This is a genomic window from Chelativorans sp. YIM 93263, assembly GCF_028767125.1.
Classification (GTDB): domain Bacteria; phylum Pseudomonadota; class Alphaproteobacteria; order Rhizobiales; family Rhizobiaceae; genus Chelativorans.
In genome coordinates this window covers 132,800-157,343 of the sequence record NZ_JAKCWP010000008.1, presented here as the reverse complement: position 1 = coordinate 157,343, position 24,544 = coordinate 132,800, and the positions used below count along the sequence as shown (strand labels likewise).

Annotated in this window: 24 protein-coding genes; 12 read left to right on the top strand and 12 right to left on the bottom strand. The window is 61.5% G+C overall.

The genetic code is table 11. From position 1 onward, the window contains the following. Nucleotides 1–201 precede the first annotated feature (201 nt). The 3 genes from carA to ampH all read left to right on the top strand — a co-directional run bounded on the left by carA (nt 202) and on the right by ampH (nt 3,959). On the top strand, nt 202–1,401 hold the full coding sequence (carA, locus tag LY631_RS16300) for a glutamine-hydrolyzing carbamoyl-phosphate synthase small subunit (RefSeq protein ID WP_274426648.1): 1,200 nt from the start codon (nt 202–204) through the stop codon (nt 1,399–1,401). 210 nt (nt 1,402–1,611) lie between these two features. Next, the gene (locus tag LY631_RS16295) at nt 1,612–2,832 is read left to right on the top strand and encodes an alpha/beta hydrolase family protein (RefSeq protein WP_274426647.1); all 1,221 of its coding nucleotides are present in this window, start codon (nt 1,612–1,614) and stop codon (nt 2,830–2,832) included. Further along, complete coding sequence (gene ampH, locus LY631_RS16290; protein WP_274426646.1) at nt 2,829–3,959, top strand: D-alanyl-D-alanine-carboxypeptidase/endopeptidase AmpH; 1,131 nt, start codon at nt 2,829–2,831, stop codon at nt 3,957–3,959. The genes LY631_RS16295 and ampH overlap by 4 nt, the downstream gene beginning before the upstream one ends. A gap of 15 nt (nt 3,960–3,974) precedes the next feature. Here the strand turns inward: ampH and LY631_RS16285 are convergent, their stop codons facing one another. Together LY631_RS16285 and LY631_RS16280 are read right to left on the bottom strand one after the other, a co-directional pair. Continuing rightward, entirely contained in the window at nt 3,975–4,724 is a 750-nt protein-coding gene (locus LY631_RS16285) for a DUF4336 domain-containing protein (protein WP_274426645.1), read from the bottom strand. Nucleotides 4,725–4,836: 112 nt separating this feature from the next. Then, nucleotides 4,837–5,289, bottom strand: coding sequence for an Lrp/AsnC family transcriptional regulator (locus LY631_RS16280; RefSeq protein WP_274426644.1), 453 nt, complete (start codon nt 5,287–5,289; stop codon nt 4,837–4,839). A 120-nt stretch (nt 5,290–5,409) separates the two neighbouring features. Between LY631_RS16280 and LY631_RS16275 the strand changes: the two genes are divergently transcribed. Then, nucleotides 5,410–6,366 carry a nucleoside recognition protein gene (locus LY631_RS16275; RefSeq protein ID WP_274426643.1) on the top strand — a complete coding sequence of 319 codons (957 nt, stop codon included), beginning with the start codon at nt 5,410–5,412 and terminating at the stop codon, nt 6,364–6,366. A gap of 13 nt (nt 6,367–6,379) precedes the next feature. Here the strand turns inward: LY631_RS16275 and LY631_RS16270 are convergent, their stop codons facing one another. The 4 genes from LY631_RS16270 to LY631_RS16255 form a co-directional block, all read right to left on the bottom strand. Continuing rightward, nucleotides 6,380–6,991 (bottom strand): LysE family translocator, encoded by a 612-nt coding sequence (locus tag LY631_RS16270; protein WP_274426642.1) that lies wholly within the window; start codon nt 6,989–6,991, stop codon nt 6,380–6,382. Nucleotides 6,992–7,126: 135 nt separating this feature from the next. Further along, a complete protein-coding gene (locus LY631_RS16265) occupies nt 7,127–7,582 on the bottom strand; it encodes a GNAT family N-acetyltransferase (RefSeq protein ID WP_274426641.1) in 456 nt (151 codons plus the stop codon). 70 nt (nt 7,583–7,652) lie between these two features. Continuing rightward, nucleotides 7,653–8,324, bottom strand: a complete 672-nt coding sequence (locus tag LY631_RS16260; RefSeq protein ID WP_274426640.1) for a hypothetical protein — start codon at nt 8,322–8,324, stop codon at nt 7,653–7,655. A 188-nt stretch (nt 8,325–8,512) separates the two neighbouring features. Then, on the bottom strand, nt 8,513–9,424 hold the full coding sequence (locus LY631_RS16255) for a LysR family transcriptional regulator (protein WP_274426639.1): 912 nt from the start codon (nt 9,422–9,424) through the stop codon (nt 8,513–8,515). A 939-nt stretch (nt 9,425–10,363) separates the two neighbouring features. Between LY631_RS16255 and LY631_RS16250 the strand changes: the two genes are divergently transcribed. The 5 genes from LY631_RS16250 (at nt 10,364) to LY631_RS16230 (ending at nt 16,352) form a co-directional block, all read left to right on the top strand. Next, nucleotides 10,364–10,720, top strand: coding sequence for an ArsR/SmtB family transcription factor (locus LY631_RS16250; protein ID WP_274426638.1), 357 nt, complete (start codon nt 10,364–10,366; stop codon nt 10,718–10,720). A 190-nt stretch (nt 10,721–10,910) separates the two neighbouring features. After that, the gene (carB, locus tag LY631_RS16245) at nt 10,911–14,405 is read left to right on the top strand and encodes a carbamoyl-phosphate synthase large subunit (protein WP_274426637.1); all 3,495 of its coding nucleotides are present in this window, start codon (nt 10,911–10,913) and stop codon (nt 14,403–14,405) included. A gap of 82 nt (nt 14,406–14,487) precedes the next feature. Further along, complete coding sequence (locus tag LY631_RS16240; RefSeq protein ID WP_274426636.1) at nt 14,488–14,628, top strand: hypothetical protein; 141 nt, start codon at nt 14,488–14,490, stop codon at nt 14,626–14,628. A 103-nt stretch (nt 14,629–14,731) separates the two neighbouring features. Further along, nucleotides 14,732–15,706 (top strand): DUF2806 domain-containing protein, encoded by a 975-nt coding sequence (locus LY631_RS16235; RefSeq protein WP_274426635.1) that lies wholly within the window; start codon nt 14,732–14,734, stop codon nt 15,704–15,706. A 235-nt stretch (nt 15,707–15,941) separates the two neighbouring features. Continuing rightward, nucleotides 15,942–16,352: an endonuclease domain-containing protein gene (locus LY631_RS16230; RefSeq protein ID WP_338000443.1), complete on the top strand. Its 411-nt coding sequence runs from the start codon at nt 15,942–15,944 to the stop codon at nt 16,350–16,352. Nucleotides 16,353–16,634: 282 nt separating this feature from the next. Here the strand turns inward: LY631_RS16230 and LY631_RS16225 are convergent, their stop codons facing one another. After that, on the bottom strand, nt 16,635–17,093 hold the full coding sequence (locus tag LY631_RS16225; protein WP_274426634.1) for a GFA family protein: 459 nt from the start codon (nt 17,091–17,093) through the stop codon (nt 16,635–16,637). 186 nt (nt 17,094–17,279) lie between these two features. After that, nucleotides 17,280–18,230, bottom strand: a complete 951-nt coding sequence (locus LY631_RS16220) for a LysM peptidoglycan-binding domain-containing protein (RefSeq protein ID WP_274426633.1) — start codon at nt 18,228–18,230, stop codon at nt 17,280–17,282. Between the two features lie 829 nt (nt 18,231–19,059). Here LY631_RS16220 and LY631_RS16215 point away from each other — a divergent pair. Further along, complete coding sequence (locus LY631_RS16215; RefSeq protein WP_274426632.1) at nt 19,060–19,824, top strand: hypothetical protein; 765 nt, start codon at nt 19,060–19,062, stop codon at nt 19,822–19,824. 18 nt (nt 19,825–19,842) lie between these two features. On the opposite strand, the gene LY631_RS16210 is transcribed toward LY631_RS16215, so the two are convergent. After that, a complete protein-coding gene (locus LY631_RS16210) occupies nt 19,843–20,322 on the bottom strand; it encodes a lytic transglycosylase domain-containing protein (RefSeq protein ID WP_274426631.1) in 480 nt (159 codons plus the stop codon). Between the two features lie 239 nt (nt 20,323–20,561). Between LY631_RS16210 and LY631_RS16205 the strand changes: the two genes are divergently transcribed. Then, on the top strand, nt 20,562–21,110 hold the full coding sequence (locus LY631_RS16205) for a methylated-DNA--[protein]-cysteine S-methyltransferase (RefSeq protein ID WP_274426630.1): 549 nt from the start codon (nt 20,562–20,564) through the stop codon (nt 21,108–21,110). 130 nt (nt 21,111–21,240) lie between these two features. After that, on the top strand, nt 21,241–21,513 hold the full coding sequence (locus LY631_RS16200) for a hypothetical protein (RefSeq protein ID WP_274426629.1): 273 nt from the start codon (nt 21,241–21,243) through the stop codon (nt 21,511–21,513). 116 nt (nt 21,514–21,629) lie between these two features. Here the strand turns inward: LY631_RS16200 and LY631_RS16195 are convergent, their stop codons facing one another. From LY631_RS16195 to ugpA, 3 genes are read right to left on the bottom strand one after another with little or no spacing between them, the layout of a single operon-like run. Next, nucleotides 21,630–22,769, bottom strand: a complete 1,140-nt coding sequence (locus LY631_RS16195) for a sn-glycerol-3-phosphate import ATP-binding protein UgpC (protein ID WP_274426628.1) — start codon at nt 22,767–22,769, stop codon at nt 21,630–21,632. 2 nt (nt 22,770–22,771) lie between these two features. Further along, complete coding sequence (gene ugpE, locus LY631_RS16190; RefSeq protein WP_274426627.1) at nt 22,772–23,608, bottom strand: sn-glycerol-3-phosphate ABC transporter permease UgpE; 837 nt, start codon at nt 23,606–23,608, stop codon at nt 22,772–22,774. A gap of 9 nt (nt 23,609–23,617) precedes the next feature. Then, nucleotides 23,618–24,499: a sn-glycerol-3-phosphate ABC transporter permease UgpA gene (ugpA, locus tag LY631_RS16185; protein WP_274426626.1), complete on the bottom strand. Its 882-nt coding sequence runs from the start codon at nt 24,497–24,499 to the stop codon at nt 23,618–23,620. Nucleotides 24,500–24,544: the final 45 nt, after the last annotated feature.

The following is a 24,544-nucleotide window of genomic DNA, read 5'->3' as shown; positions in this document are numbered from 1 at the left end:
TGAAATAATCGGGTTCAACCCAACGCTTAAGCGGTGATTGACCCGGCATCGGCCGTCGTTTATTGATCGCACCCTGCATGGACATTATCTACGAGTGGCGAGGCGGACCGGCAATCTGCAGGCCCAGCCCTCGCAAGAGACGCGCGATATGGCCCAAGAGGGGCTCCTTTTCAAGCCCCGCTACAATAATGGAGATGGCGCATGGTAAAATCCGCGCCCTGGAATGAAGTTCGGCCCACGGCCCTTCTCGTGCTGGCGGATGGCACTGTGATAGAAGGAAAAGGCCTTGGGGCCACCGGCAAAGCCGTCGGTGAAGTCTGCTTCAATACGGCACTGACCGGATATCAGGAAATTCTGACCGACCCTTCCTACGCGGGCCAGGTCGTCACCTTTACTTTCCCGCATATCGGCAACGTCGGTGCCAATGAGGAAGATATCGAGGACCTGACCCCTGCCGCGCGAGCCGGCGCGGTTGGCGCCATCTTCCGCGCCGATATCACGGACCCGTCGAACTTCCGCGCGGCCGAACATCTGGACCAATGGCTGAAACGCCGCGGCATCGTCGCGCTTTCGGGCGTGGATACGCGCGCTTTGACCTCTCTCCTGCGCGAGAAGGGCGCGGCCAACGCCGTGATCGCCCACGCGCCGGACGGCCGCTTCGATATCGAGACATTGAAAGCCGAGGCGCGTGACTGGGGTGGCCTGGTCGGGCTCGACCTCGCCAAGGAGGTTACCTCCGGTCAATCCTCCAGTTGGACCGAGACGCCCTGGGTCTGGGATGAAGGATATGGCTCGGCAACAGAAAGCCCGTTTCACATTGTCGCTGTGGACTACGGGGTGAAGCGCAACATCCTGCGCTTGCTCTCCAGCCTCGGCGCAAGGGTTACGGTGGTTCCGGCCACAACTGCCGCTGAGGATATTCTGGCGATGGAGCCGGACGGCATATTCCTGTCCAACGGCCCGGGCGACCCTGAAGCCACCGGCGAATACGCCGTTCCAATGATCCGTGAGCTGCTGAAGAGCGATATTCCCATCTTCGGCATCTGCCTTGGCCACCAGTTGCTGGCGCTCGCGCTGGGCGCAAAGACGGTGAAGATGCACCAGGGCCACCATGGTGCCAACCATCCCGTGAAGGACCACACCACCGGCAAGGTAGAGATCGTCTCCATGAATCACGGCTTCTCGGTGGACGGCAAGAGCCTGCCGGAAGGCGTTGAAGAGACTCACGTTTCCCTCTTCGATGACTCGAACTGCGGCATCAGCCTCGCCGGCAAACCGGTCTTCTCGGTCCAGCACCACCCGGAGGCCTCTCCGGGCCCGCAGGACTCGCACTATCTCTTCCGCCGTTTCGTGAACCTCATTCGCGAGCGTAAGGGCGAGCCGGCGCTCGCCGAACGGTAACTCGCAGCCTGCAGGACAGCGACCTCAGAGCACGTAGAGCCATCCGGGTCCGCCGGGTGGCTCTTTTTTTCGCTTTCGGTAACCAGAAATTTAGCGTGTCCGCTCGAGATTTGAGCAGCAAACAATCCATGCGCTAATATGGTGCGCAATACGGCGCGTACGTGCTTGTAAACGAGGGCAGACGTGCCCTCACATTGCAAAGGGGGAAACATGGCTAAGGTCGAGCGGACCGCGACAAAGGTCCTGGGCTTTTCATCCGGCGAGATGGATTTCCAGCTCATGCGCATGCTGGGTGTGTGCACCGCGGGCGGCGGGGCGCCCGGCGAAATCATGGATGCCAGAGCGAAGATCGAAGGTGATGACGCAACGCAGTGGCCGCCCGCCTTCGCCAATACGGCAGCTATGCTCGTCGAAAAGGCTGACGAAGCGCTCGTGAATGGCCACAAAGTCACGGCGCGCGAGCACCTTCTGCGCGCCTCGAGCTACTTCCGGTCGGCCGAATACTTCTCCGACCCATTCGGCTCCGAGGTGGGCGCCCATGGCAAGGCCAGCGAGGATGCTTTCGTCAAAGCCATCGAGCAGCTTCCCGAGCGTGTAGTGCCCGTTCAGATTCCGTTCGAAGGCAAGAACCTCCCCGGCTATCTCATGCACCCCCAGGACGCGCCGAACCGCAACAAGACGGTCATTGTCCTGTCGGGCTTCGACGGCACGGGCGAGGAGCTTTATTTCCAGACGGGCTTCGACGCCCTCAAGCGCGGCTACACCGTGCTCGCCGCCCAGGGTCCGGGCCAGGTCAGCACCTTGCGTCACCATCCCGACCTGCTGTTCCGGCCCGATTACGAAACGTCCATCGCCGCCATGATCGACTTCGCGCTCGGCCGCGAAGAGATCGACCCGGAGCGCCTCGCCCTCTACGGCATCAGCTTCGGCGGCTATTTCGCCCTTCGCGGCGCAAGCCACGACAGCCGCATCAAGGCGGTCATCGCCAACTCGCCGATTATCGACCTCGGCGCCTATATGGGCGCCTTCGCCGAAGGCGTCGGCGACGATCCGGAACAGGCGGCCGAAGATGTCCGTCTTGATGAGGTCGACGAAGTTCCCGACCAGTACATGCCGCCGGCGGTCAAGCTGAGCTTCAAATCGGCCTGCCGCCGCTATGGCGTGCAAAGCTTTTCGGAATGGCTGAAGGCGCTGCAAGACTACCGTGTCGACAATCTCGGAGAGATTCGCTGCCCTGCCCTCGCCATGGTGGGTGAAGCCGAAGGTGGCGAGGCAATACGCCAGTTCGACGAGTTCGCCAAGTCCGCCTCGGGGCCGGTCACGTCCCGCCGCTTCACCCAGGCCGAGGGCGCGGACATGCACTGCCAGCTCGGCAACCTGCCCCTGTCCAACGCGGTCATTTATGACTGGCTCGACGGACTGTCCGCATGAAGAAGTTCCTTCTCCTGTCTGTCTTGGCCGTGTGTGCACTCACCCGGCCAACAGCCGCCGACGAGCGTCTGCTGAAGGAAACCGTCGAGTTCACCGGCGCCATCCTCTTTTCATCGATTGACGTCCCCGGCCTCGTCATCGGCGCCACACGCAACGGCGAAACCGCCATTGCCGGATTTGGAAGCGTCTCGGATGACAGCGGCCAGGCACCCGACGGCGACACGCTCATGCGCATCGGTTCCATCACCAAGGTCTTCACCGGGGCGGCGCTGGCGAGCATGGTGGCAGACGGCCAGCTCGGCTTCTCCGACAGGCTGGAGCAGCACCTGGAATGGGATGTCGCCTTCCCGCAGAAGGACGGCAGGCCCATCAAGCTCATCGATCTCGTCACCCATACGAGCGGGCTTCCGCGCGAGATCGACGTCGATTTTGGTCCGCCGGACGATCCATTCAAGCCACATACACGTGAGGCTTACGAGCGAAATCTCGACAATGCTGACCTGTATTTTGCACCCGGAGACGGTGCTCTCTACTCCAACTTCGCGTTCAACCTGATCTCTTGGGCCCTTGAGGATGTCTCAGGGCAAACGTTCCCCGATCTGCTCTCGGAGCGTGTGCTCAAACCCGCCGGGTTGTCGGCAACGAACTACGCCGTTGACGAAACGGCAGACACCCTGTTTCAGGGCCATGCGCCCGATGGAAGTCCCCTGCCCTCCATTCCCACCCATCCCGGCATCTATGGGTCGGGCGGGCTCTATTCCTCGGCCAATGACATGCTCCACTGGCTGTCCTGGCATATGGACCGCTTCTCGCCCACCAATGCCGAGATGCGGCTACTGGACCACGCGGCATACGTCTCTCGCGACGGCCTCGATCCCGTTTTGGGCATGGATGAATCCGGTCATATGGACGCAATGGGACTAGGCTGGGTCATCATGCATCCCGAGGGAGACCGGCCGCTGATCCTCCAGAAGGCGGGCGGAATGCAGGGCATTCTCTCCTACGCCGCCTTCGCCCCGACCCGCGATGTGGGCGTGTTCGTTGCCATCAACCAGTTCAACTTTGCCGCCGCGATGGAGATGGCACCCATGGTCAACGAGCTGATCGCGCAGCTCGCACCGCGGTAGCGCGCCGGCTTCCGGTCAGTCCAGCAGCCAGCGAAAAGATCGCTTCAACTCGGCTGCGCCATTGCGCTCGTACCAGCGGCCATGGGCCATGATCACGCGCTCGGGACCCCAGGCGATCATCTTCTCGATCGCCCCTTTCAGTTGCGGCCTCTGCCTGGAAAAGGTCAAACGCATATCGCGCGGCATCGAACCATTCGGGTCGAGCACACCGCCCGCCCTGGCCAGCCATGTCCACGGCCAGCCAAGCTTCTTCGGCTCGAAATTCTCGATGAAGTCCGTCAGGATCAGCGTTCGGCTGGTGGGATGGAAGAACTCCACCTCGGTCATGAAGCTGCCCGCGACGGGCAGCGTCTTTATCTCCTCGTCCCACGGATAGCCGGTCTTTTTTGTGAGCTCCGGCGCGTCAAAATCGATCCTGTCCTTGGCTTGCTCTCGGATGCGCGGTGCGAGCCAGACATCCGCCTCTGGAAAGGCCGCGCGCCATTCGGGAATCCACCAGTAATGGATCCTGTTCGGCCCAACGATGTGACGTACTTCGCCAATTTTCTCAACTTCAGCCCGCAGCCCGTCCGTCAGCAGCGTCGGCGAGTGGATGAACAGTGCCCTTCCTTCCAGCCGGATAACAGTCATCCGCGTCGAGAACGGCATTTTCGGCCACGGCATGCCGAAGCGGATCATCGGACCGTCCACGATCCAGACGTTCTCCGCCACAGGCTTCAGCGTATTGAGCGGCGGGTATGTCACCCTGTCATGCACATCGGTCATGCTTCCCGCTCTACTACCTGTGGATGTAAGAATGGTTACATGCGCGGCCGGACGCAGCGTACACACCGATAGATGAGCACCGGAAACGCCGCGGCTTGAATATCAATACACCCTAGAAGGGAACGCCTGTCTCCTCCTTTGCCGTCTGCATCACGAATAATGTCCTGAACCGGGCGACGTTGTTGTCGTCGCGGAACAGGCGTTCGCAAAGATCGTGAAACTCCTCCATATCGTGGAGACGCAGCATCAGGACAACGTCGACCTCGCCGCTCACCGCGTAGGCGTGGGTCACCGCCGGCTCGCTCTTCGCATGGGCCAGGAAAGTACGCATATGGTGCGCGCCGTGCCGTTCGAGTTCCACTTCGACAATGGCCTTAAGCACCCGCCCAACGGCAGCCGGATCGATCAGCGCTACGGTCCTTTTGATAACGCCATTCGCCTTCAGCCGCTGGATTCGGCGCAGGCAGCTTGAAGGCGACAGGTTCACCTCCTCCGCAAGCGCGGCATTGGTGCGTGAAGCGTCCTTCTGCAAGGCAGCCAGAAGCTTCAAATCAAGACGGTCCATCGGCAATCCCTCTGCGCACCTTTGCAATATTATTGCATTTACACGCAAATTTTGACCCCAAATTCGAAAGCACCTGCGCTACCAGACTGGAAAACTTTTCCTGCCGACGAGGCTTGTGACATGCGGATTTTTCAGCCTGCCTGGGCGCTTCTGCGCGAGGCATTCTCACTTTATTGGGTTCTTGTCCGGATCGTTCTACCGGTCATGGTGCTGACCCGCATAGCCGTCGAATTTGGTGCGATCGAGCTGCTTTCACCCCTCTTCGCCCCATTGATGACACTGCTCGGACTGCCGCCCGAACTCGGCTTCGCCTGGGTCACTGGTCTTCTTGTCGGGATATGGGGCGGCGCCGTAGCGATGTTCGCCGTCGTGCCTGTTGAAACCCTCACCACCGCTCAGGTAACCGTCTTCTGGACACTGATCCTGTTCGCGCACGCCCTGCCGATCGAGCAGCGCATCGTCCAGAAAGCGGGGCCGGGCTTCGTGGTGACCTCCGCCTTGCGCCTCCTCGGCGGGTTGGTCTACGGCCTCCTTCTCCACCTCCTGTTTCAGTACACTGGCTGGCTGTCGGAGCCCGCTTCCCCCCTCATGGTCCCGGCCGGCTCCGATTCCGGCTGGCTTGGCTTCATCTACGAGACAGCGGAGGCGCTCTTCTGGATGTTTGTCATTCTGCTGGCCCTCGTCATCACGATGCGGCTTATGGAAGTCGTAGGGATGATGAATTGGCTGAGAACACTTCTTGCACCCGTATTGCGCCTGGCCGGCATCGGCCCCGCCGCCGCGCCGCTCACCATGGTGGGGCTGCTGCTTGGGCTATCCTATGGCGGCGGGCTGATTATCCGGGAAGCCAGGCAGGGCCATCTGGGCGCGCGTGATGTGTTCCTCGCCGCCGCCTTGATGGGGCTCGCTCACAGCCTCATCGAGGATACGCTGGTGGCCGTGGCTCTGGGCGCCGACCTTACCAGTGTTCTATTCGGCCGCGTTATATTTTCCATCGCCATTGTGGCGCTCATTGCGCGGCTCATCCGGTTTGTTCCAGAGCACACCTTTTTCCGCTACCTGTTCAAGGCGGCTTGAGGGGGCCGGTCGCCTACCGCTCCGCCAGCGCGAGCTTCGCCCCGAGCGCCACGAACGCTCCGGCAAAGGCTCGCCGCATCCAGGCAAGCACCCCCGGCCGCGAAATAACATGGTTGCGGATGGCCGCGGCAAACATCCCATAGCCCACGAACACCACGAAAGTGAGTGCCATGAACACGCCGCTCATCTCCAGCATGCGCGCAAACGCGCTCGGTTCGCCCGCGCTGACGAATTGCGGAAGAAACGCAAAGAAAAAGATCGAAAGCTTCGGGTTGAGAATATTGACGAGAATACCCGCCAGAATGACCTTTCCGGCCGTGCGCGGTGCCATTTCCTTGTCGACCTTCAACGCCCCATGCTCCTTCAGCGTCATCCACGCCATGTAGAGAAGGTATGCGACACCGAGATATTTCAGGATCTGAAACGCCACCGCACTTGTATGCAGCAGTGCGGCGAGCCCGGTAATCGCCGCCGCCATATGCGGGATAATCCCGAGCGTGCAGCCGAAGGCAGCGATGACACTTGCCCGCGCGCCACGCGAAAGCCCGGCTGCCAGCGTGTAAAGCACGCCCGTGCCCGGCGACGCGACAACGATCAGCGATGTCAAAAGAAATTCGATGCTCATGGGGTTTCCACCGGCCTGTTGTGCGCCGGCATCCTACGAAGCGCATCGGCCGGAAACAAGCCGCAGAGTCGCCTACGGCTCGCGGCGAAGGCCATCATAATGACCGCGAGGGCGTATTTACAACCCGACGCGGGCCTACCGTAGATCCTTACGCATTTCGGGTGCAGGAGCGAAATCTGTCGCTATTGTTCCGACCATCCGGAACCCGGACGCTTCGTAGAAGGCACGAGCCCGCTCGCTGGCGATGACATGTAATGCGTGTGCGCCGAGTGCCACAGCGCGGCGCTCGGCTTCCGCAAGCAGCTTTGCACCCACACCCCTGCGCCATACTTGGGGAGCGACAAACAGGTCTTCCAACTCGGCTTGGAGGGCATTCTCGCCCGGAAGGACCGTTGCAAAGTCGACGATGTCTCCATGAAGCTCGGCGACGATGACGAAAGGCATATGTGCAGCCGGAATCTGTCTCGCTTCAGGAAGCGCCAGCAACTCATCGACATGATCTCCCCAGCCGAGCGATGACTCCAGCTTGAGCGGTCCGAGTTTGGCCCAGTCGTCGTGGCATGCGGAACGGATGAAAATTTTAGATACCATAGCGACCCATTACCCGGATGCGCAAAGCATCGGAACGCATCACCTCAAATGCGGAACAAAGGCGGCGCCTTCACCTGTTGCTGCTGTTACGCGGGAAGGCCGCGAATACCGCAATACACAAGAAGATCGGAATTCCGAGTTCTAGAACCTCTTCGAAAAGCGTCGAGGTGTAAGTCGTGGAAATGTGAATACCGAGAGGTTCAAGGTTCGACTCCGCTCCGTCGAGGACCTTGGAAACGACAGCACAGCCGATCGCGGCAGCGACCGCGACGGAAACGGGCTCCCCGCGGCGAAGGCCGGCGACAAAGGGACGATACTGATCCTTCAGGAGCGCATAGAATGAGAGTCCGAGGACGGCCAAGACAGAGACGCCGAACAGCTTTTCCAAAAGCGGCACGTCCGGTGAAAGGTAGAGCGTGGTCTTAGTGATGTTGTCGGTTGTGAAATGTGCATGAAAGTCCAGCTCGCGCAGGCACATCGCCATCGGAATGATGAGAAGGTATGAGAGCCTGAACAGCTTCGAGGATGGTATCTCACGGGCAACCGTCGCCATCGCGATCAGATAACCCGCCGCCGAAAAGACCTGGATCGGGCCACCTTCGCTAAGAAAGAATTGTTTTTCCGCGTCGCTAAGGACGAGCGGCACGCTTGCCAGTCCGAGGAGGAAAAGGAAAGCGATCCCCATCTGGATGAAGTAACGGCGTCCGTCATCCCTCCTTTCGTGCTCAGCCAATGCCACCATCTCGAATTATCCCAAAGGTTTGCCGTCTTGGCTAAATGAGCATGCAGCCGCTGTCTATAGGCTGTTACGTACTTGTGATGGAATGTGCGCGGTGCCGAGGCGGCTTTCCATGACAAACTTCGAACGCCCTATAGAGGCTCCTGACAGTCTCTCCTGTCAGCGCGTTCGCCAGCCTGAAGAAGCAGCAGTCAAAGGCTCGAAAACCCCGCCTCCCGCGCCCATTCGGTATGCTCGGCCGCGCGTTCGAGCAGCCACGAGCGCATCGCCTCGACGGCGGGCCGTATCGGCCGGCGTGAACTCGACGAAAGATAAAACGACTTCCGGCCGGGAAGGTTGGGTCCGCAGGGCCGCACCAGCCTGCCGTCACGCAGCATTGCGCCGGCCGTAACATCATCCCCGATCGCGACCCCCATTCCTTTCGCGGCGGCTTCAAGGGAGAAATAGGTCCGATGAAACATGAGATAACCGCGTGCTGTGTCTAGGTTGCCTCCCTTGCGCTTCAACACCTCATCCCAATCGTTCAGCCCCCGGTCGTGGATGAGCGCCTGCGCGGCCAGCCCCTTGGCGACCACCTCACCCGCCTTTTCCGGCGCGCAGACCGGAAATGACGTGAAGTTCAGCAAGAGCTCACGGGAAAAACCGGGCACGTCCATGGGGCCCCAGGTGAGCGCCAGATCGGAGTCGGGCGCAATCGTGCGTGGCGGCTCGGAATAGGGGCGCAATTCAAGCTCGACGCCAAGTGCATCAAGCGCGGCCTTATTCAGCAGCGGCATAAGCCACAGGAACGCGAGGTCCGAATCGGCCTCGACAACCACCCTCCCCTTCGCCTTGCGCGTCACCTTCGTGCCCGTGTCCAGAGAAATCAGCATCAACGCGTCGGCGACAATTTCCGCATAGCGCGATCCCGCCGCCGTCAGCGCGACCTGCCGATGCCTGCGCTCGAACAGTGTGACGCCGAGATCCTCCTCGAGATTCTTCACGTACCGGCTGACAGAAGCGTGCGTGACGCCAAGCTCGTCGGCAGCGCGGGAGAAGCTCTGATGCCGGGCCGCAGCATCGAAAGCTCTCACAGCATTCAGGTTGGGCAGGCGGCGATTCATGGCCTCATGTTAACATAACGCACACAACGGGAAAGATATTTCCTCTTGTGTGAGAAATCCGTTTTACTACTTTAGTGATAGGCTAGGGACGCGAAAGCGAACCAAGCCACCCAGGTAACCCGAAAACCGATCATCTGACCGATGACGACGCCCAATGCGCGCGGTCCCGGCCGGCTTTGCCGGACGGCGGCACCCGCGGCATTGCTTCCACAGGAGGTTCTAATGTCGCACTATACAATCGGAATGCGCTCCACCCCAGGCGTACGCGGTATCGCCGACCGCGCGAACAGGAAGCGTTCAGCAGCGCTGAAATATGCACTGGTGACCGTGGGCAGGGCCGTTTCACACGGTTTGGCACAGGTGGGCAGGCCTCACCGAACCGCACTTTAATCGCCGAGATCACGGCCCAGCCTTGAGCCCCGCCACGAGGAGAGCCAGCACGCGTTCGGCTTCGTCCTGTGGCGGGGACTTTTGTTTGGACACATAAATGCGGGTGAAAAAGCGTGACATCGCCAGAAAGAGCGGCTGCGCAGCCGCTCCGCATCCTGTCCCACCCAACTCATGACCAGCGCATCTATCAGCGCCGCCCTGCTGGAGAAGTGGCGATTTCCCACGAAGCGGTGGATCGGTTACAAGGCTCTCATTCGCATCTTCGGGCACATAGCCGGACAGCTGATCCTCCTCCGCGAGGGAGTCATGTCATGGCTGCGCCCCACGAGCGGAGTATTCACGCAGCGGCTGTAGAGGTGATTATACCCGCGCTGCCGCCGTTCCGCGGACTCGTTGCCTGGCACTAACCGCAAGCACCACGAGAGCGATGATCACCAGCCCGGCAGCGACGAGCCCCAGGTTACTCGGCGCTGCGAACAGGCTCGTCCGCCACGCTCGCATCGCCCGGCTCTCACTTGCATCCCGGGTAAGATGGATTACTTTCCCGGTATGGTACTGCATCACCCGCCCGCGGAAGACATCAACCTCGCCAGCGTGCTTGCTGTGCTGGGCGATCCTACGCGCTTGGCCATTCTGCGAGAGCTCGCGCGCAAGGAGGGGCAGCCCCTTCCCTGCTCGCACTTTGCCAACACAACGACGTCAAAGTCGAACCTGACCTATCACCTCTCCAAGATGCGCGAGGCCGGCATTGTCCATGTGGAGCCGCGCGGCACCTCCCGCCTTGTCTCGCTGCGCAGGGCTGATGTCGACGCGCGCTTCCCCGGCCTGCTCGACAGCATCCTGGCTACGCTCGTGCAGTCCCCCTCCGCAAAGCCATTATTTCGAGGCGAGCCGGCGAAGGTTTGACGCGTCTTCCCCATCTTTTTCGCCCCGAACTCCGCACCCGGTCATAACGCCGCATTCCCGTTCACATTTTCGGGGTTCCGTCGCCGGCCATCCTTGCCTATAAGGCCCGCCTAGCCTGACAGTTTGATCCTTCTCTGTGCGACGTGCCACACCATGGCGCTCGCGCAGCCGCACCACGAACGGATTTTCCATGCCCAAACGCACAGACATAAAGTCGATCCTGATCATCGGGGCCGGTCCCATCATCATCGGCCAGGCCTGCGAATTCGACTATTCCGGCACCCAGGCCGTTAAGGCGCTGAAGGCTGAGGGCTATCGCGTCATCCTGGTCAACTCCAACCCGGCCACCATCATGACCGACCCGGAGCTGGCGGACGCCACCTACATCGAGCCGATCACCCCGGAAGTGGTGGCCAAGATCATCGCCAAGGAAAAGCCCGACGCGCTGCTGCCAACCATGGGCGGACAGACCGCGCTCAACACGGCCCTGTCGCTCCGCCGCATGGGCGTCCTGGAGCGCTACGATGTCGAGATGATCGGTGCCAACGCCGAGGCCATCGACATGGCCGAAGATCGCGCTCTCTTCCGCGAGGCCATGGCCAGGATCGGCCTCGAGACGCCGGCCTCCATGCTTGCCAACGCGACCGACGCCAAGGAGGAGGACCGCAAGAAGCACGAGGCGAAACGCGCCGAGCTGCGTGAGAAATATTCCGGCGAGGAGCTGGACGCCGCCTTCGATGCGCTTGAGACAGACTGGCAACTGGGCGAGGCCGATCGCAAGCAGCGCTACATGAGCCACGCCATGGCCGTGGCTGCCCAGGCGCTCGACACGGTAGGCCTTCCGGCCATCATCCGCCCTTCCTTCACGCTCGGTGGCACGGGCGGCGGCGTCGCCTATAACCGGGAGGAATTCTTCGACATCGTCTCCTCTGGCCTCGACGCCTCCCCCACGACCGAAGTCCTCATCGAGGAATCGGTGCTCGGCTGGAAGGAGTATGAGATGGAGGTCGTCCGCGACCACGCGGACAATTGCATCATCATCTGCTCCATCGAGAACATCGACCCGATGGGCGTGCACACCGGCGATTCCATCACCGTTGCCCCGGCGCTGACCTTGACCGACAAGGAATATCAGCTGATGCGCAACGCCTCCCTCGCCGTCCTGCGCGAGATCGGCGTCGAGACCGGCGGCTCCAACGTGCAGTTCGCCGTCAATCCGGAGAACGGGCGCATCGTCGTCATCGAGATGAACCCGCGCGTCTCCCGCTCCTCCGCGCTCGCCTCCAAGGCCACCGGCTTCCCCATCGCCAAGGTCGCGGCAAAGCTCGCCGTCGGCTACACGCTGGACGAGCTCGAAAACGACATCACCGGCGGCGCCACCCCCGCCTCCTTCGAGCCCTCCATCGATTACGTCGTCACCAAGATCCCGCGCTTCGCCTTCGAGAAGTTCCCCGGCTCGGAGCCCGTCCTTTCCACGGCCATGAAGTCCGTCGGCGAGGTCATGGCCATCGGCCGCACCTTCGCCGAGTCGCTGCAGAAGGCCCTGCGCGGCCTGGAAACCGGCCTCACCGGCCTGGATGAGATCGAGATCCCCGGCTACGATTCCGAGGGCGATCCTTCGGAGAACAAGAACGCCATCCGCGCCGCCCTCGGCACGCCCACGCCCGATCGCCTGCGCATGGTCGCCCAAGCCATCCGCATGGGCACTTCGCTCGACGAAGTGCACCAGATCTGCCGCATCGACCCCTGGTTCCTGGAGCAGATCGCGGCAATCGTCGCTATGGAAGAGCGCGTGCGCGAGCACGGCCTGCCAGCCGACGCCGCCAATCTGCGCATGCTCAAGGCCATGGGCTTTTCCGACTCGCGCCTCGCCTCCTTGTTGAGGAAAGAGACGGAAGAGGTCAGAAAGACTCGCGAATCCCTCGGCGTCCACCCCGTCTACAAGCGCATCGACACCTGTGCTGCCGAGTTCGCCGCCCCCACCGCCTACATGTACTCTACTTATGAGACACCCTTCGCCGGCGCCCCAGTCGACGAGGCGCAGGTCTCCGACCGCAAGAAGGTCGTCATCCTCGGCGGCGGGCCGAACCGCATCGGCCAGGGCATCGAGTTCGACTATTGCTGCTGCCACGCCGCCTTCGCGCTGGCCGATGCCGGCTACGAGTCGATCATGGTCAACTGCAATCCCGAGACCGTCTCGACCGACTACGACACCTCCGACCGCCTTTACTTCGAGCCCCTCACCCCCGAGGACGTTCTGGAGATCATGCGCGCCGAGCAGGCCAAGGGCGAGCTTGTCGGCGTCATCGTCCAGTATGGCGGCCAGACACCGCTGAAGCTTGCCGACGCGCTGGAAAAGGCCGGCATCCCCATCCTCGGCACCACGCCGGACATGCTGGATCTGGCCGAAGACCGCGACCGCTTCCAGAAGCTGCTCACCAAACTCGGCCTCAAGCAGCCCAACAACGGCATCGCCTTCTCCGTCGAGCAGGCCCGCCTCGTCGCCGGCGAGCTGGGTTACCCGCTGGTCGTGCGCCCGTCCTATGTCCTGGGCGGCCGCGCCATGCAGATCATCCCGGACGAGACGCGCCTCCAGTCCTATCTGCTCGACACGGTCCCCGGCCTCGTGCCCGAGGAAATCCGCCAGAAATACCCGGCCGACAAGACCGGCCAGATCAACACGCTCCTGTCGAAGAACCCGCTCCTCTTCGACACCTATCTGACCGAGGCCATCGAGGTCGATGTCGACTGCCTGTGCGACGGCGAGAACGTCTTCGTTTCCGGCATCATGGAGCACATCGAGGAGGCCGGCATCCACTCGGGCGACAGCGCCTGCTCCCTTCCGGTCCACTCGCTCGCGCCGGATCTGGTGGAAGAGCTCGAGCGCCAGACCGCAGCACTCGCTCGCGCGCTCAATGTCGGCGGCCTGATGAACGTGCAGTTCGCCGTCAAGGACGGCGAGGTCTACGTGCTGGAGGTCAATCCGCGCGCCTCGCGCACCGTGCCCTTCGTGGCCAAGACCATTGGCCGCCCGATCGCCAAGATCGCCGCGCGCATCATGGCCGGCGAGAGCCTGGAGGCCGCCTTCGCCCCCTATGGCACGCGGCCGGATGTGCACAATCCCGGCCACATCGCGGTCAAGGAAGCCGTCTTCCCCTTCGCCCGCTTCCCCGGCGTCGACACGCTGCTCGGCCCGGAGATGAAATCCACCGGCGAGGTCATGGGCCTCGACCACGACTACGCTCTGGCCTTCGCCAAGTCGCAGCTCGGCGCCGGCGTCGACCTGCCCCGCTCCGGCACGCTCTTCGTCTCCGTGCGCGACGAGGACAAGGCGCGCGTCCTGCCCGCCGTCAAGCGCCTGTCCGACATCGGCTTTAAGGTGCTGGCCACCGGCGGCACGGCCCGTTTCTTACGCGAAAACGACGTGCCCGCCGAAAAGATCAACAAGGTCCTCGAAGGCCGCCCCCACATCGAGGACGCCATCCGCAACCGCCAGGTCCAGATCGTCTTCAACACGACCGACGGCCAGAAAGCGGTCTCGGACTCGAAGTCCCTACGCCGCGCCACGCTGATGCAGAAGGTGCCGTATTACACCACCATGTCGGGGGCAGCAGCCGTGGCCGAGGCGATTGCTGCGTTGAAGGCGGGGAGCTTGGAGGTCAGGCCGTTGCAGGGGTATTTTTGAGGATGCAGCTAACTCCGAAGGGGAACGACTGACGCAGTCGACCGGCTCGGGGGCGGTCACCCATGCCAGCCGACCAGAGATCATGGCCGACCAGCCGAACGAGATCACCGGCTTGCGTCGGGAAGCCAACGGCCTGTGGCGCTGCGCCAGCGTCGATCGCGTCTTTTACGAAACCTATCTCACCACCATCGAATTGCAGGCACCTGACGACGGCAAAACGTGAGACGGGCAGAAAAGCCCTATGTCGCTTGTAGAATCGGGGAACTTGGATGACATTCGTGCTCGAGACTATGGATAGCTAATTTATCGCGCCGAGGCCCGCTGCCGTGCCCGAAGAATCTGAAGAACAACGTTGGCTAGACAAAATCACTGACGGAGGCTTACCCCAGTTGTTGCTAGGGCCAGCGGGGAAAGCAATTAGCCGCCTTTTAGGAGCGGGTGTCGAAATCCCTGCCGCATGGTTGGAGCAGAAGGCGCAGGCGATCCGAGATGAGACGGACGCTCGAAGAACTGTTATGGAAGAGCTTGCGGCTAAATCAGTAGAGCTCGGCCTTGAAGACAGACAGCTTCTTGAGCGGGGCCTCGACAACCTGCTGGGTCGAGTTTATCGTGAGCAGAGAAATCGTGATGCTATCGCTCGACAGGTAGTTGAGGAGTTGGAGAGCAATCCCGCCCCGGAGACTTCCGAAGGTCCAAGGGACGATTGGCTTGACCTCTTCGAGAGCTATGCATCGCGGGCATCTTCCGAAAACCTGCGCAGCCTCTTTGGTAAGATACTTGCGGGGGAAATCAGGAAACCTGGCAAGTTCTCTCCTGCCACATTGCACTTTGCATCGATGCTTGACCTACAAACGGCCCAGATGATTGATGCCGTTCTTCCTTGGTGCATTGACGATTCCTTTATACTCAAAGGACCGGTCGGCACGGCAGTCCATTACGGCGAATGGCTCGTTCTTGAAGAAGCGGGCTTTGTCACATTCGGAGGAGGAAAGCTTAGGCGAACAATTACTCCGAATCAGAATCAGATCGCGCATTTTCGAATGGGGAAACAAGTTATCGGCGTTCTCTTTCCGGATAATGAGTCTCGAAATCTCAACGCGATTAAGCTGACCAAAGCAGGCGGAGAATTAGCAAGTGCCGTTTCCACGAGTTTTCAAGTCTCTGCCGTTGCAGAGTGGTTTTGGAGCCAGCAAGCGGAAGAAGTCCATGTGGGTGATGTCGTATTCGAGGCCGGCGCCGGTAAAATGGTGATAACTAATTCACGCCAGATCCCAAGGCCGGGCGAACCCTCGAATGCCTAGCCGCTTGGCTCCGTGCGGGCGCGGACAGGAAAGGCACCGCGCAAATTCTAAGAGCTTGGCTGCGCCAAACCCAAGAATTTGATTTCTCTCCCACAAGGGAGAGATAAAGGCGGAGCAATCGCTTCAGCAATCTCCAACTTTTGCGATTAACTGCAAAGAAGATGGCAGCGGAATCTCTCCCCTTGTGGGAGAGAAAGCGATTTCAACATCTTAGCTGGAGCGAAGCGGAGGCTAAGTGTTAGAAATCGCAAGAGAGGGGCAAAACCGCCAGAGCCACACCATGCCGCACCAATCCGTCCCACCACCTCACCGCACCTTCGCCCGCACAATGCGCGCCGACGCGACGAAGGCCGAAAACCTGCTCTGGCAGGCTCTGCGAGCCAAGCGGCTCGAAGGCCTGAAGTTCAAGCGCCAGGTGCCGCTCGACGGCTACATTCTCGACTTCGTCTGCTTCGAAGCCCGGCTGATCATCGAAGTGGATGGCAGTCAGCATTCGCAATCGCCCCGCGATGCAGTGCGCGACCGACACTTGGAAAATCGCGGCCTCAAAACCCTGCGCGTCTGGAACGACGAGGTGGAGGAAAATCTGAATGGCGTCTGCCTCACGATCCTCCAGGAGGCGAAGGCGCGAGTGAAGGAACGGTGAAAGTGCCCCTCTCTTGCAAATTCTAAGGGCTTGGCTGCGCCAAACCCAAGAATTTGCTTTCTCTCCCACAAGGGGCGAGATACAGGCGGCGCAGTCGCTTCAGCAAATCTCCCGACTTTGCGATAAGCGGTAAGGCCGAAGCCGACCGTATCTCTCCCCTTGTGGGAGAGAAAGCGATTTCAACACCTTAGCTGGAGCGCAGCGGAGGCTAAGTGTTAGAAATCGCAAGAGAGGGGCGAAATCGCCAGAGCCGCGCACGGTGCATGAGGCGAAGCCCGTGCCTCACCTCCCCGCCCACTCCACAAACTCCTTCATCAGCCCCTCATACGCGTCCATCGGCGGCAGCGCCTCGTAGGCGTGTACCGCCCCGGTCTGCGCGAAGGGCAGCTTCTCGCTGGTCCAGGTCTCGATGAAGGGAGCGAAGCCTGACGAGTCGTCCAGCATGGTAGGCCGCAGATTGACCATCCAATCCATCCCTTCCGGCCGCGTGAACATCCACGTCATGCAGTGCGGGCAGAAATAGTGCCGAGAGGCGCCATGCAGGCCGCCGATCGTAGGCTCGCCCCGCACCACCTCGAATCCGTCGGCGGGAATGGCGGCCGATAGCGAAAAGGCCGAGGAGCTCATGCGCTGGCAGCCGGTGCAGTGGCAAGCCATTGTAACCAGCGGCGCAGCACTCACCCTGATCCGCACCTGCCCGCAGCGGCACCCGCCTTCCCGCGGGAGTTTCCAATCGCCCATTTGAGCCTCCATCCTGTTGCGTCCAAGGCGAACATCTCACGCCAAAGCGGGCACGTCACGTCCGTTCCGCCAGCTGGAGCTCCGCCACCGATCTTTTCATGCTCCCATCGCCCCTGCGGCGCCAACAAAAAAGGCGACGGGACCAGCCCGTCGCCTATGATGCCGGATACCGGAGTTTTCCGGAAGCTACTCATCCGGCGGGCTCACCTCCTCGATTGAGCTGACCTGAAGCGTCCCCACGCCCTGCATGCAGAAGGAGGCTTCGGCCCTCTGGCCCGTGACCTCGACATATTCACCGGACGTGAATTCGACCTGGTCGCTGACCAGCGACCAGACATCGCCATCGGGTGTTTCGAGCGTATGGCATTCCGTGCCCTGGCTTACCCGGCCTTCGAGCGTGCGGCCGTCACCGCCTTCCCCGCCGCCATCGCGCGCGGCGACGTTGAAGACGCCCGACTTGAAGGTCATGCCGCGATCGGTATCGACCACGAAGATGAGATTGTCCCCGGGCTCCGCCCAGCTCGGCACGCGCACCTCCGCGGCGATCTCGCCGTCATCGGAGACCTGGACCGACTCGATCTCCTCCCATTCCGACGCCTGCGGACCGGCGCCGATTGTCACCCAGTCGTTGGGGCGCAGGCCGTCCGCGCGAACGGTTACGGGCTGGCCGGGCTCACCGCTTGTCGGGCGTACCTGCACGCTCGCCGCGGGCTGGTCGCCGGGAAGCTCGATGACCTGACCGACCTCGATATCGAACGGATCGAGTTGGGAATTCGCCTCCAGCATTTCGATCACCGACAGGCCGAACGCCTGTGCGATCGAATACATCGTGTCGCCCTGTTCGACACGGTAGGTGTCGCCCTGGGGCCCGCGCGGCGATGGCTCACGTTGCTGGCCTTCCGTGGCGGCGAGGCGGATTTCGGTGCCCACCTCGATATCGCGCGGATTACCGAGGCTCGGGTTAAGGTTCATGATGCGGCTCATCGTTACGCGGCACTGCTGCGTTATCTGGTAGAGCGTGTCACCCGGCTTGACCGCGTAGGAGGCGCCGCATTGCGTCTGCGCCGCAGCGCCCCCGCTCATCATCAAGCCGACGGCCATAGCCGCGCCCGTCAGCGCTGAAATGCGTTTGGCCATGGTCTTTCTCCTTTGGTTATCGCCTGAGCGCCCGCAACGATGGCCCTCCCGACCGTGTTCCGTAGCCGCTGCGCTGGCCACCAAATGTCACCAGGTGTCAGCAGCCCAAAATTTTTTCTAGGAATTTTATCCCCGCCCTCTCGGCCACCCTTATTCTGCNGGCCCTCCCGACCGTGTTCCGTAGCCGCTGCGCTGGCCACCAAATGTCACCAGGTGTCAGCAGCCCAAAATTTTTTCTAGGAATTTTATCCCCGCCCTCTCGGCCACCCTTATTCTGCACCCATCGCTCTCGCGGGAACCGGGTCCGGACCGGGGATCAGGGAGGGCGGCGGCAGCCTCCCCCTGCGGTGCTCCGGTAGCCACAGGCATGTGAGGGCCCGCAACAGGCCGGCGGCACCGGGACACTGGGTCAGAGACAGTGTTTCGGAAAAACGGATGCTGGGTTCCAGACAGCATCGCGGAAGCCGCGGAGAAGCCGCTAGAGCTTCTTCTTCGGCCCGGCCGAGACCACCCCCTAATTGGGTGCAGCCGGGCAGGAGCGGAGGCCCGAGTGACCGGCCAACCGTGGGACAGCAGCCGGCGGGGCGCGTGGAACGCGCCACTTAAATTAATAGAGAGGCACGGACCACGCGCCCCGTTTCCCGATTTACCAAAGGCCAGACGGCGAAGAATCCGGGCGTGGCGACGATGCCGCGCGCCATTACACCGGGTGAAGCTCGCAAGACCCCAATCCAACTGTGCTCATGGGGCCGTCGCGCATTGTGAGCGCAAACAAGGAACACCCTCACCCCTGCCCTCGTTCGAAACCGAAACGAAATGGAGAAGCACCATGGCCCGCTCCGACGACCGAAACACCGAAATCCTGGAGGAAGGCGACATCTTCTTCCTGTACCGGCCCAAGGTGAACGAGGACGAGCCGCACGGCACCGGCGACGTACAGCGCTTCGAGATGGTGCTGCGGCCCGTCGGCGGCGAGCATGTGCGCCTGATGATCGTCGGCCGCAAGCGCCTGCCCGATGCCGAGCGCCACGAGCGCTTCTGGGGCTTTGTCGAGATGGTGGCCGACTCCGCCAAGAAGATCGAGCCGGAGCTGCGCGGCGAGGAATACCGCACCAAGACGCGTGGGCGCCAGGAGCAGCCCGCCGCCCGCCCCGCTGGCGAGGGCGTCTACGTGCTGTCGCTGGAGGACGGGCAGATGCACCTGTCCTACAAGCTGGAACTGCCGGAAAAGCCGGGTGAGGTGCAAAAGGCCTTTCGCATCGTGCCGGAGGCGAGCTTCGCGCTATCGATCAAGAACCCTGAGAAAGGCAGCCCTGCCAATGCCGGCCTCGGCGGGGAGGACGACGCCGAATATCCGGACAAGCTGCAGGAGGAATTCCGCGACCGCCGCTTCGCCCGCGAGGATGCGCATCTGCTCGACTTCGAGGGCGCGGAGTTCATCCTGGTCGGCGCGCGCACGAACCCCGAAGGCGAATACGGGCTCGATCTCGAAACCGAGCACGAGGACTACGAACACGCCGAAGCCATCCGCCGCCTGCGCATGGTCCGCTCCCGCCACCCGGTGAAGCCGCTCTTCGAGGGCGGCTGGGCGTGAGGGGCAGGAGGAAGCGCCTCAGTTCCGCAGTCCGGTTTCCTTGAGCAGCCCCTTGCGCTTGGCGTCGTAATAATACCCGCTCGCATAGTGGCGCACCGCGCGGTCCTCGTTGCCGCCAGCCGTGATATAGGCGCCGCGCAGATATTTGACCGCGTATTTCAGATTGGTCTCGGCATCGAGCAGCCCGCTTGCCGGCCCGCGATAGCCCATGATCTGCGCCGTATCGTGGCGGATCTGCATGAGCCCCCAGTAGATCTTGTTACGCGCGGCGGGATTGAAGTCGCTCTCCCGGTCGACCACGCGGCGGACAAGCCGCTCCGGCACCTCGTAGTGCCTGGCATATTTGGCGATCAGCGCATCGAGTTCCTCGCTGCGCGCTTCCACCGGGCGCACCTTGCCGCTTGCCTCGAACGCCGTCAGTGCCGCCGGCCTCGCCTGCCCCGCGGCATAAGCTTCCGCCGCAACTGCCTCATCACCGTCGGACGTGTCCTCGGTCAATTCAGCGTTCCCGGCCGTGCTGCAGGCAGCCGTCATCGGAAGACTGAGGAATATGCAAAGACTGAAGGTTCGGAGAATATCGGGCAAGGCTCACAATCCCACGTTTTCCAACCTCCGCCCGCCTTTTGAATACCCCATCGGGGGTGCCCGTTCAATCCATCGGAACCGCCTTAGTTCGTTCTTGATTTGTGCCACTCTCGAGACTAGAATGATCCGCATTCATCATCTTGGGGCGTGGGATGTCTTTCCATCATGTCTTCGAAACCGCCTTTGGTTTTTGCGGCATCGTCTGGAGCGAGCGCGGCGTCTGCCGTTTTATGCTCCCGGTGGATGCCCCTGCCCCGGCTGAAGAGGAGTTGACGAAGCGGCGGTCCGCTTCCAGTGCGGCCACGCCTTCCGGCGAGATAGCGAAGACGGTCGCCGCCGTGGTCCGCTACTTCGAGGGCGAGCGCGAGGATTTTGCGCAAACCCCGGTCGACCTCGATGGCACCCCGCCATTTCACCAGGCGATTTATCGCGCCGCGCGCCGCCTTGCCTATGGCGAAACCACCACCTACGGCGCGCTGGCGACTGAGGCAGGCTTTCCGAAGTCCGCGCAAGAGACGGGCGTCGCGCTCGGGCGCAATCCCATTCCTCTCATCATCCCGTGCCATCGCATCCTGGCTGCCGGCGGCAAGCTCGGCGGCTTCTCTGCGCCTGGCGGCACCGCAACCAAGCAGAAGATGCTGGGATTGGAAGGCGCCATTTCGCCTGATGCGCATCCAGATCAGGCGAGCTTTGCCTTCTGATCTGTCAATCTGCGATTATACAACTATAAGAAATCATCCTTGCGCCCGAATCAATCTTCGGCCTAACCTTCAAAAAGCGATTCGGGATGCTGAGTTTTACCCGCAACCTGGAATCCAGGTGTTTCCGTTTGTGCCGCGAGTGATTGCCATCGGTAGGGCCGAGGACGTGATGCGCTATACGCATGAAGACAATATCAAGACGCGCCTGACGAACAGGTTCCAGCTCAGGATCGCTGTCGAGAAACTTCTGGAACAGGGCGTGGCCGAGGATCTCATCCCCGTTCGCCTCGCCCGCATCTTCTACGTGGATCTCGATGAATTGAACGCCGCCCTCGATATCGTACTGCGCGCAAAACGGCAGTCCGAGGCCCCCAGGAGCGAAGACCTTTCGGCGGTCGCCTGAGCCCTGGCGCCTGAACTTTTGTAGGCGGCGAACGCGGTGCACATGGTGGTGCATGAGCACCGGAAGCATAGAAAATCGCCAGCAACAGCCCGTCGAACCGAGCCTAGGTCAGGCTCTTACGCCTCCGCCGACGCGCTTGCTTTCGAACGGAAAGGCCGCGCTCCCGAAGCGTCCTTTCCCAGCCGCTTACCGCTCTCGGCATCGAAGAGATGTGCCATGCCCGGTTCGATCGCCAGCGGCAGCCGGTCTCCCGCATTCACCTTCGCATTTCCCGGCAAACGCGCGACGAGTTCGCCGTCGCCATTGCTCACGCCGATGAGATGACCGTGCGCCAGTGTATCGGCACCCAGCGTTTCCACCGCAGAGACTTCCAGCATCAGCTCCGCCGCGCTCTCCGAGGCCGGCTCCAGATGCTCCGGCCGCACGCCGAGCGTAACCTGCCGCCCGGCTTCCGGCAGAGGTGCTTCGGATGGCTTGACGATTTCGCCATTGGCAAGCTTTAGCCCATCCGCCCCGCACGCCTCTGCAGGAAGCATGTTCATGGCCGGTGAACCGATGAACCCCGCCACGAATGTAGTGGCAGGCCGCTCGTAGACGGCAAGCGGCGTGTCGATCTGCTCGGCGATACCATCATGCATGACCACAAGCCTGTCGGCCAATGTCATCGCTTCCACCTGATCGTGCGTCACGTAGAGCGCGGTCGTGCCCACCGACTGCTGCAGCCGCTTGATCTCGAGGCGCATCTGCACACGCAGCTTGGCATCGAGATTCGATAACGGCTCGTCGAACAGGAAGACCGCCGGGTCGCGCACCACCGCACGCCCCATGGCAACACGCTGACGCTGACCGCCGGAGAGTTGGCGCGGCTTGCGATCCAGAAAATCTTGCAGTTGCAGCATGGCCGCCGCCTTTTCGACGCGGGCCTGGATATCCGCCTTGGAAAAGCCGGCGATCTTCAGCCCATACGCCATGTTGTTGTAGACGCTCATGTGCGGGTAGAGCGCATAGTTCTGGAAGACCATGGCGATGTCGCGCTCGCGCGGCTCCAGTTGGTTCACCACGCGCCCGCCGATATCGATCGTGCCGGCGGTAATGGTCTCCAATCCAGCAACCATGCGCAGCAGGGTCGATTTTCCACATCCGGACGGCCCGACGATGACGATGAATTCACCATCCTCGATATCCAGACTTACTCCGTGGATAACCTCGGTCTTGCCGTAGGTCTTCCTCACATCGCGAATTGCGATTGCACTCATGACTACTTCTCGCTTTCGACCAGGCCTTTGATGAAAAGGCGCTGCATGAAAATGACGACAGCTACCGGCGGGACAATGGCAAGGGTGGCCGCAGCCATGGTCACCGGCCAGTCGCCATAGTCGTCCGCGGACGGGATCATCTGGCCGAGGCCCATGACAATGGTGTTCATGTCCCCCCTTGTGGTGATCAGCAGCGGCCAGAGATACTGGTTCCAGCCATAGATGAAGAGGATGACGAAGAGCGCGGCCATGTTCGTGCGCGAGAGCGGCAGGAGGATGTCCTTGAAGAAGCGCATAGGCCCTGCCCCGTCCACGCGAGCTGCCTCCACCAGTTCGTCGGGAACCGTCAGAAAAAACTGGCGGAACAGGAAGGTGGCGGTTGCCGAGGCTATCAGCGGCAAAATCAGGCCGGTGTAGGAGTTGAGCATGTTAAGCGAGGCGACCACCTCGAATGTAGGTACGATGCGCACTTCCACCGGGAGCATGAGCGTCATGAAGATCGCCCAGAATGCCGCCATTCGGAAGGGGAAGCGGAAATACACGATGGCATAGGCCGACAGCATGGAAATCGCGATCTTCCCCACCGCGATGCCCAGGGCCATCACCATGGAGTTCGCCAGCATCTTCGCCACGCCGACGCCGACCCCCGATGTCAGCGCCACCGTATAGTTGCGCACCATCTGGTCCCCCGGCAACAACGGCATGGGCACGCTCAGAACGTCACGGCTGGTATGCGTGGAACCGACAAAGGTCAGGTATAGCGGGAAACACAGAAGCCCTATCCCCAGGATCAGGGCAACATGTGTCAAAACCGTCCCGACTCCCCGTTTCTCGACCATGACGATGCCTCAGTAGTGAACGCGCCGCTCGATATAGCGGAACTGAATTACGGTAAGCACGCTGACCACGACCATCAGGATGACTGATTGCGCGGCCGACGAGCCGAGATCCTGTCCCACGAAGCCATCTGCATAAACCTTGTAGACGAGCGTCGTCGTCGCTCGCCCGGGACCACCCGAGGTCATGGTATGAATGACGCCAAACGTCTCGAAGAAGGCGTAGACAATATTGATGACCAGCAGGAAGAAGGTGGTCGGCGAAAGCAACGGAAAGATAATCGTCCAAAAGCGCCGCCAGCGCCCTGCCCCGTCAATAGCCGCCGCCTCGATCAGGCTCCGCGGAACCGCCTGCATCCCCGCGAGAAAGAACAGGAAGTTGTAGCTCACCTGCTTCCAGGCCGAAGCCAGCACAACCAGAAGCATGGCGTCTTGACCGTCAAGCAACGGATTCCAGGTGATTCCCAGTTGCTTCATGTAAAATGCGATGACGCCAATGGAGGGCTGCAGCATGAACATCCACATGACACCCGCCACTGCCGGGGCGACGGCATACGGCCAGACGATAAGAGTCCGGTAGACCCCCGACCCCTTGATCACCTGATCCGCCATGGCCGCCAGGAACAGCGCCACGGCCATGGCCACGAATGTGACGAGACTGGTGAAGATCGCCGTAGTCGCAAAGGATTGCAGATACAGCGGGTCGGTCAGGATGTACCGGAAATTCTCAAGTCCCACGAAACGGGCACTCAGCCCGAATGGATCAGGGCGCAGAAACGACTGGTAGAGCGCCTGTCCTGCAGGCCAGAAGAAGAATACAGCCGTGACGGCAAGCTGTGGGAACAGCAAAAGATAGGGCAGCGCCCTATTATTGAAGCTGACGCGTTTTTCCATACGAGGAACAATCAGAAAAAAGCGCGGCCGGCGAACCGGCCGCGC

Excerpts from the sequence above, each read along its gene's own strand:
- LY631_RS16220 (WP_274426633.1), bottom strand. The coding sequence starts at position 18,230 with ATGGCCAAACGCATTTCAGCGCTGACGGGCGCGGCTATGGCCGTCGGC.
- carA (WP_274426648.1), top strand. The coding sequence starts at position 202 with ATGGTAAAATCCGCGCCCTGGAATGAAGTTCGGCCCACGGCCCTTCTC.
- LY631_RS16195 (WP_274426628.1), bottom strand. The coding sequence starts at position 22,769 with ATGAGTGCAATCGCAATTCGCGATGTGAGGAAGACCTACGGCAAGACC.
- LY631_RS16265 (WP_274426641.1), bottom strand. The coding sequence starts at position 7,582 with ATGGTATCTAAAATTTTCATCCGTTCCGCATGCCACGACGACTGGGCC.
- LY631_RS16205 (WP_274426630.1), top strand. The coding sequence starts at position 20,562 with ATGTCTTTCCATCATGTCTTCGAAACCGCCTTTGGTTTTTGCGGCATC.
- LY631_RS16240 (WP_274426636.1), top strand. The coding sequence starts at position 14,488 with ATGGCCGACCAGCCGAACGAGATCACCGGCTTGCGTCGGGAAGCCAAC.
- LY631_RS16225 (WP_274426634.1), bottom strand. The coding sequence starts at position 17,093 with ATGGGCGATTGGAAACTCCCGCGGGAAGGCGGGTGCCGCTGCGGGCAG.
- LY631_RS16280 (WP_274426644.1), bottom strand. The coding sequence starts at position 5,289 with ATGGACCGTCTTGATTTGAAGCTTCTGGCTGCCTTGCAGAAGGACGCT.
- LY631_RS16215 (WP_274426632.1), top strand. The coding sequence starts at position 19,060 with ATGGCCCGCTCCGACGACCGAAACACCGAAATCCTGGAGGAAGGCGAC.
- LY631_RS16275 (WP_274426643.1), top strand. The coding sequence starts at position 5,410 with ATGCGGATTTTTCAGCCTGCCTGGGCGCTTCTGCGCGAGGCATTCTCA.
- LY631_RS16295 (WP_274426647.1), top strand. The coding sequence starts at position 1,612 with ATGGCTAAGGTCGAGCGGACCGCGACAAAGGTCCTGGGCTTTTCATCC.
- LY631_RS16270 (WP_274426642.1), bottom strand. The coding sequence starts at position 6,991 with ATGAGCATCGAATTTCTTTTGACATCGCTGATCGTTGTCGCGTCGCCG.
- carB (WP_274426637.1), top strand. The coding sequence starts at position 10,911 with ATGCCCAAACGCACAGACATAAAGTCGATCCTGATCATCGGGGCCGGT.
- LY631_RS16285 (WP_274426645.1), bottom strand. The coding sequence starts at position 4,724 with ATGACCGATGTGCATGACAGGGTGACATACCCGCCGCTCAATACGCTG.
- LY631_RS16260 (WP_274426640.1), bottom strand. The coding sequence starts at position 8,324 with ATGGTGGCATTGGCTGAGCACGAAAGGAGGGATGACGGACGCCGTTAC.
- LY631_RS16255 (WP_274426639.1), bottom strand. The coding sequence starts at position 9,424 with ATGAATCGCCGCCTGCCCAACCTGAATGCTGTGAGAGCTTTCGATGCT.
- ugpE (WP_274426627.1), bottom strand. The coding sequence starts at position 23,608 with ATGGTCGAGAAACGGGGAGTCGGGACGGTTTTGACACATGTTGCCCTG.
- ugpA (WP_274426626.1), bottom strand. The coding sequence starts at position 24,499 with ATGGAAAAACGCGTCAGCTTCAATAATAGGGCGCTGCCCTATCTTTTG.
- LY631_RS16250 (WP_274426638.1), top strand. The coding sequence starts at position 10,364 with ATGGTACTGCATCACCCGCCCGCGGAAGACATCAACCTCGCCAGCGTG.
- ampH (WP_274426646.1), top strand. The coding sequence starts at position 2,829 with ATGAAGAAGTTCCTTCTCCTGTCTGTCTTGGCCGTGTGTGCACTCACC.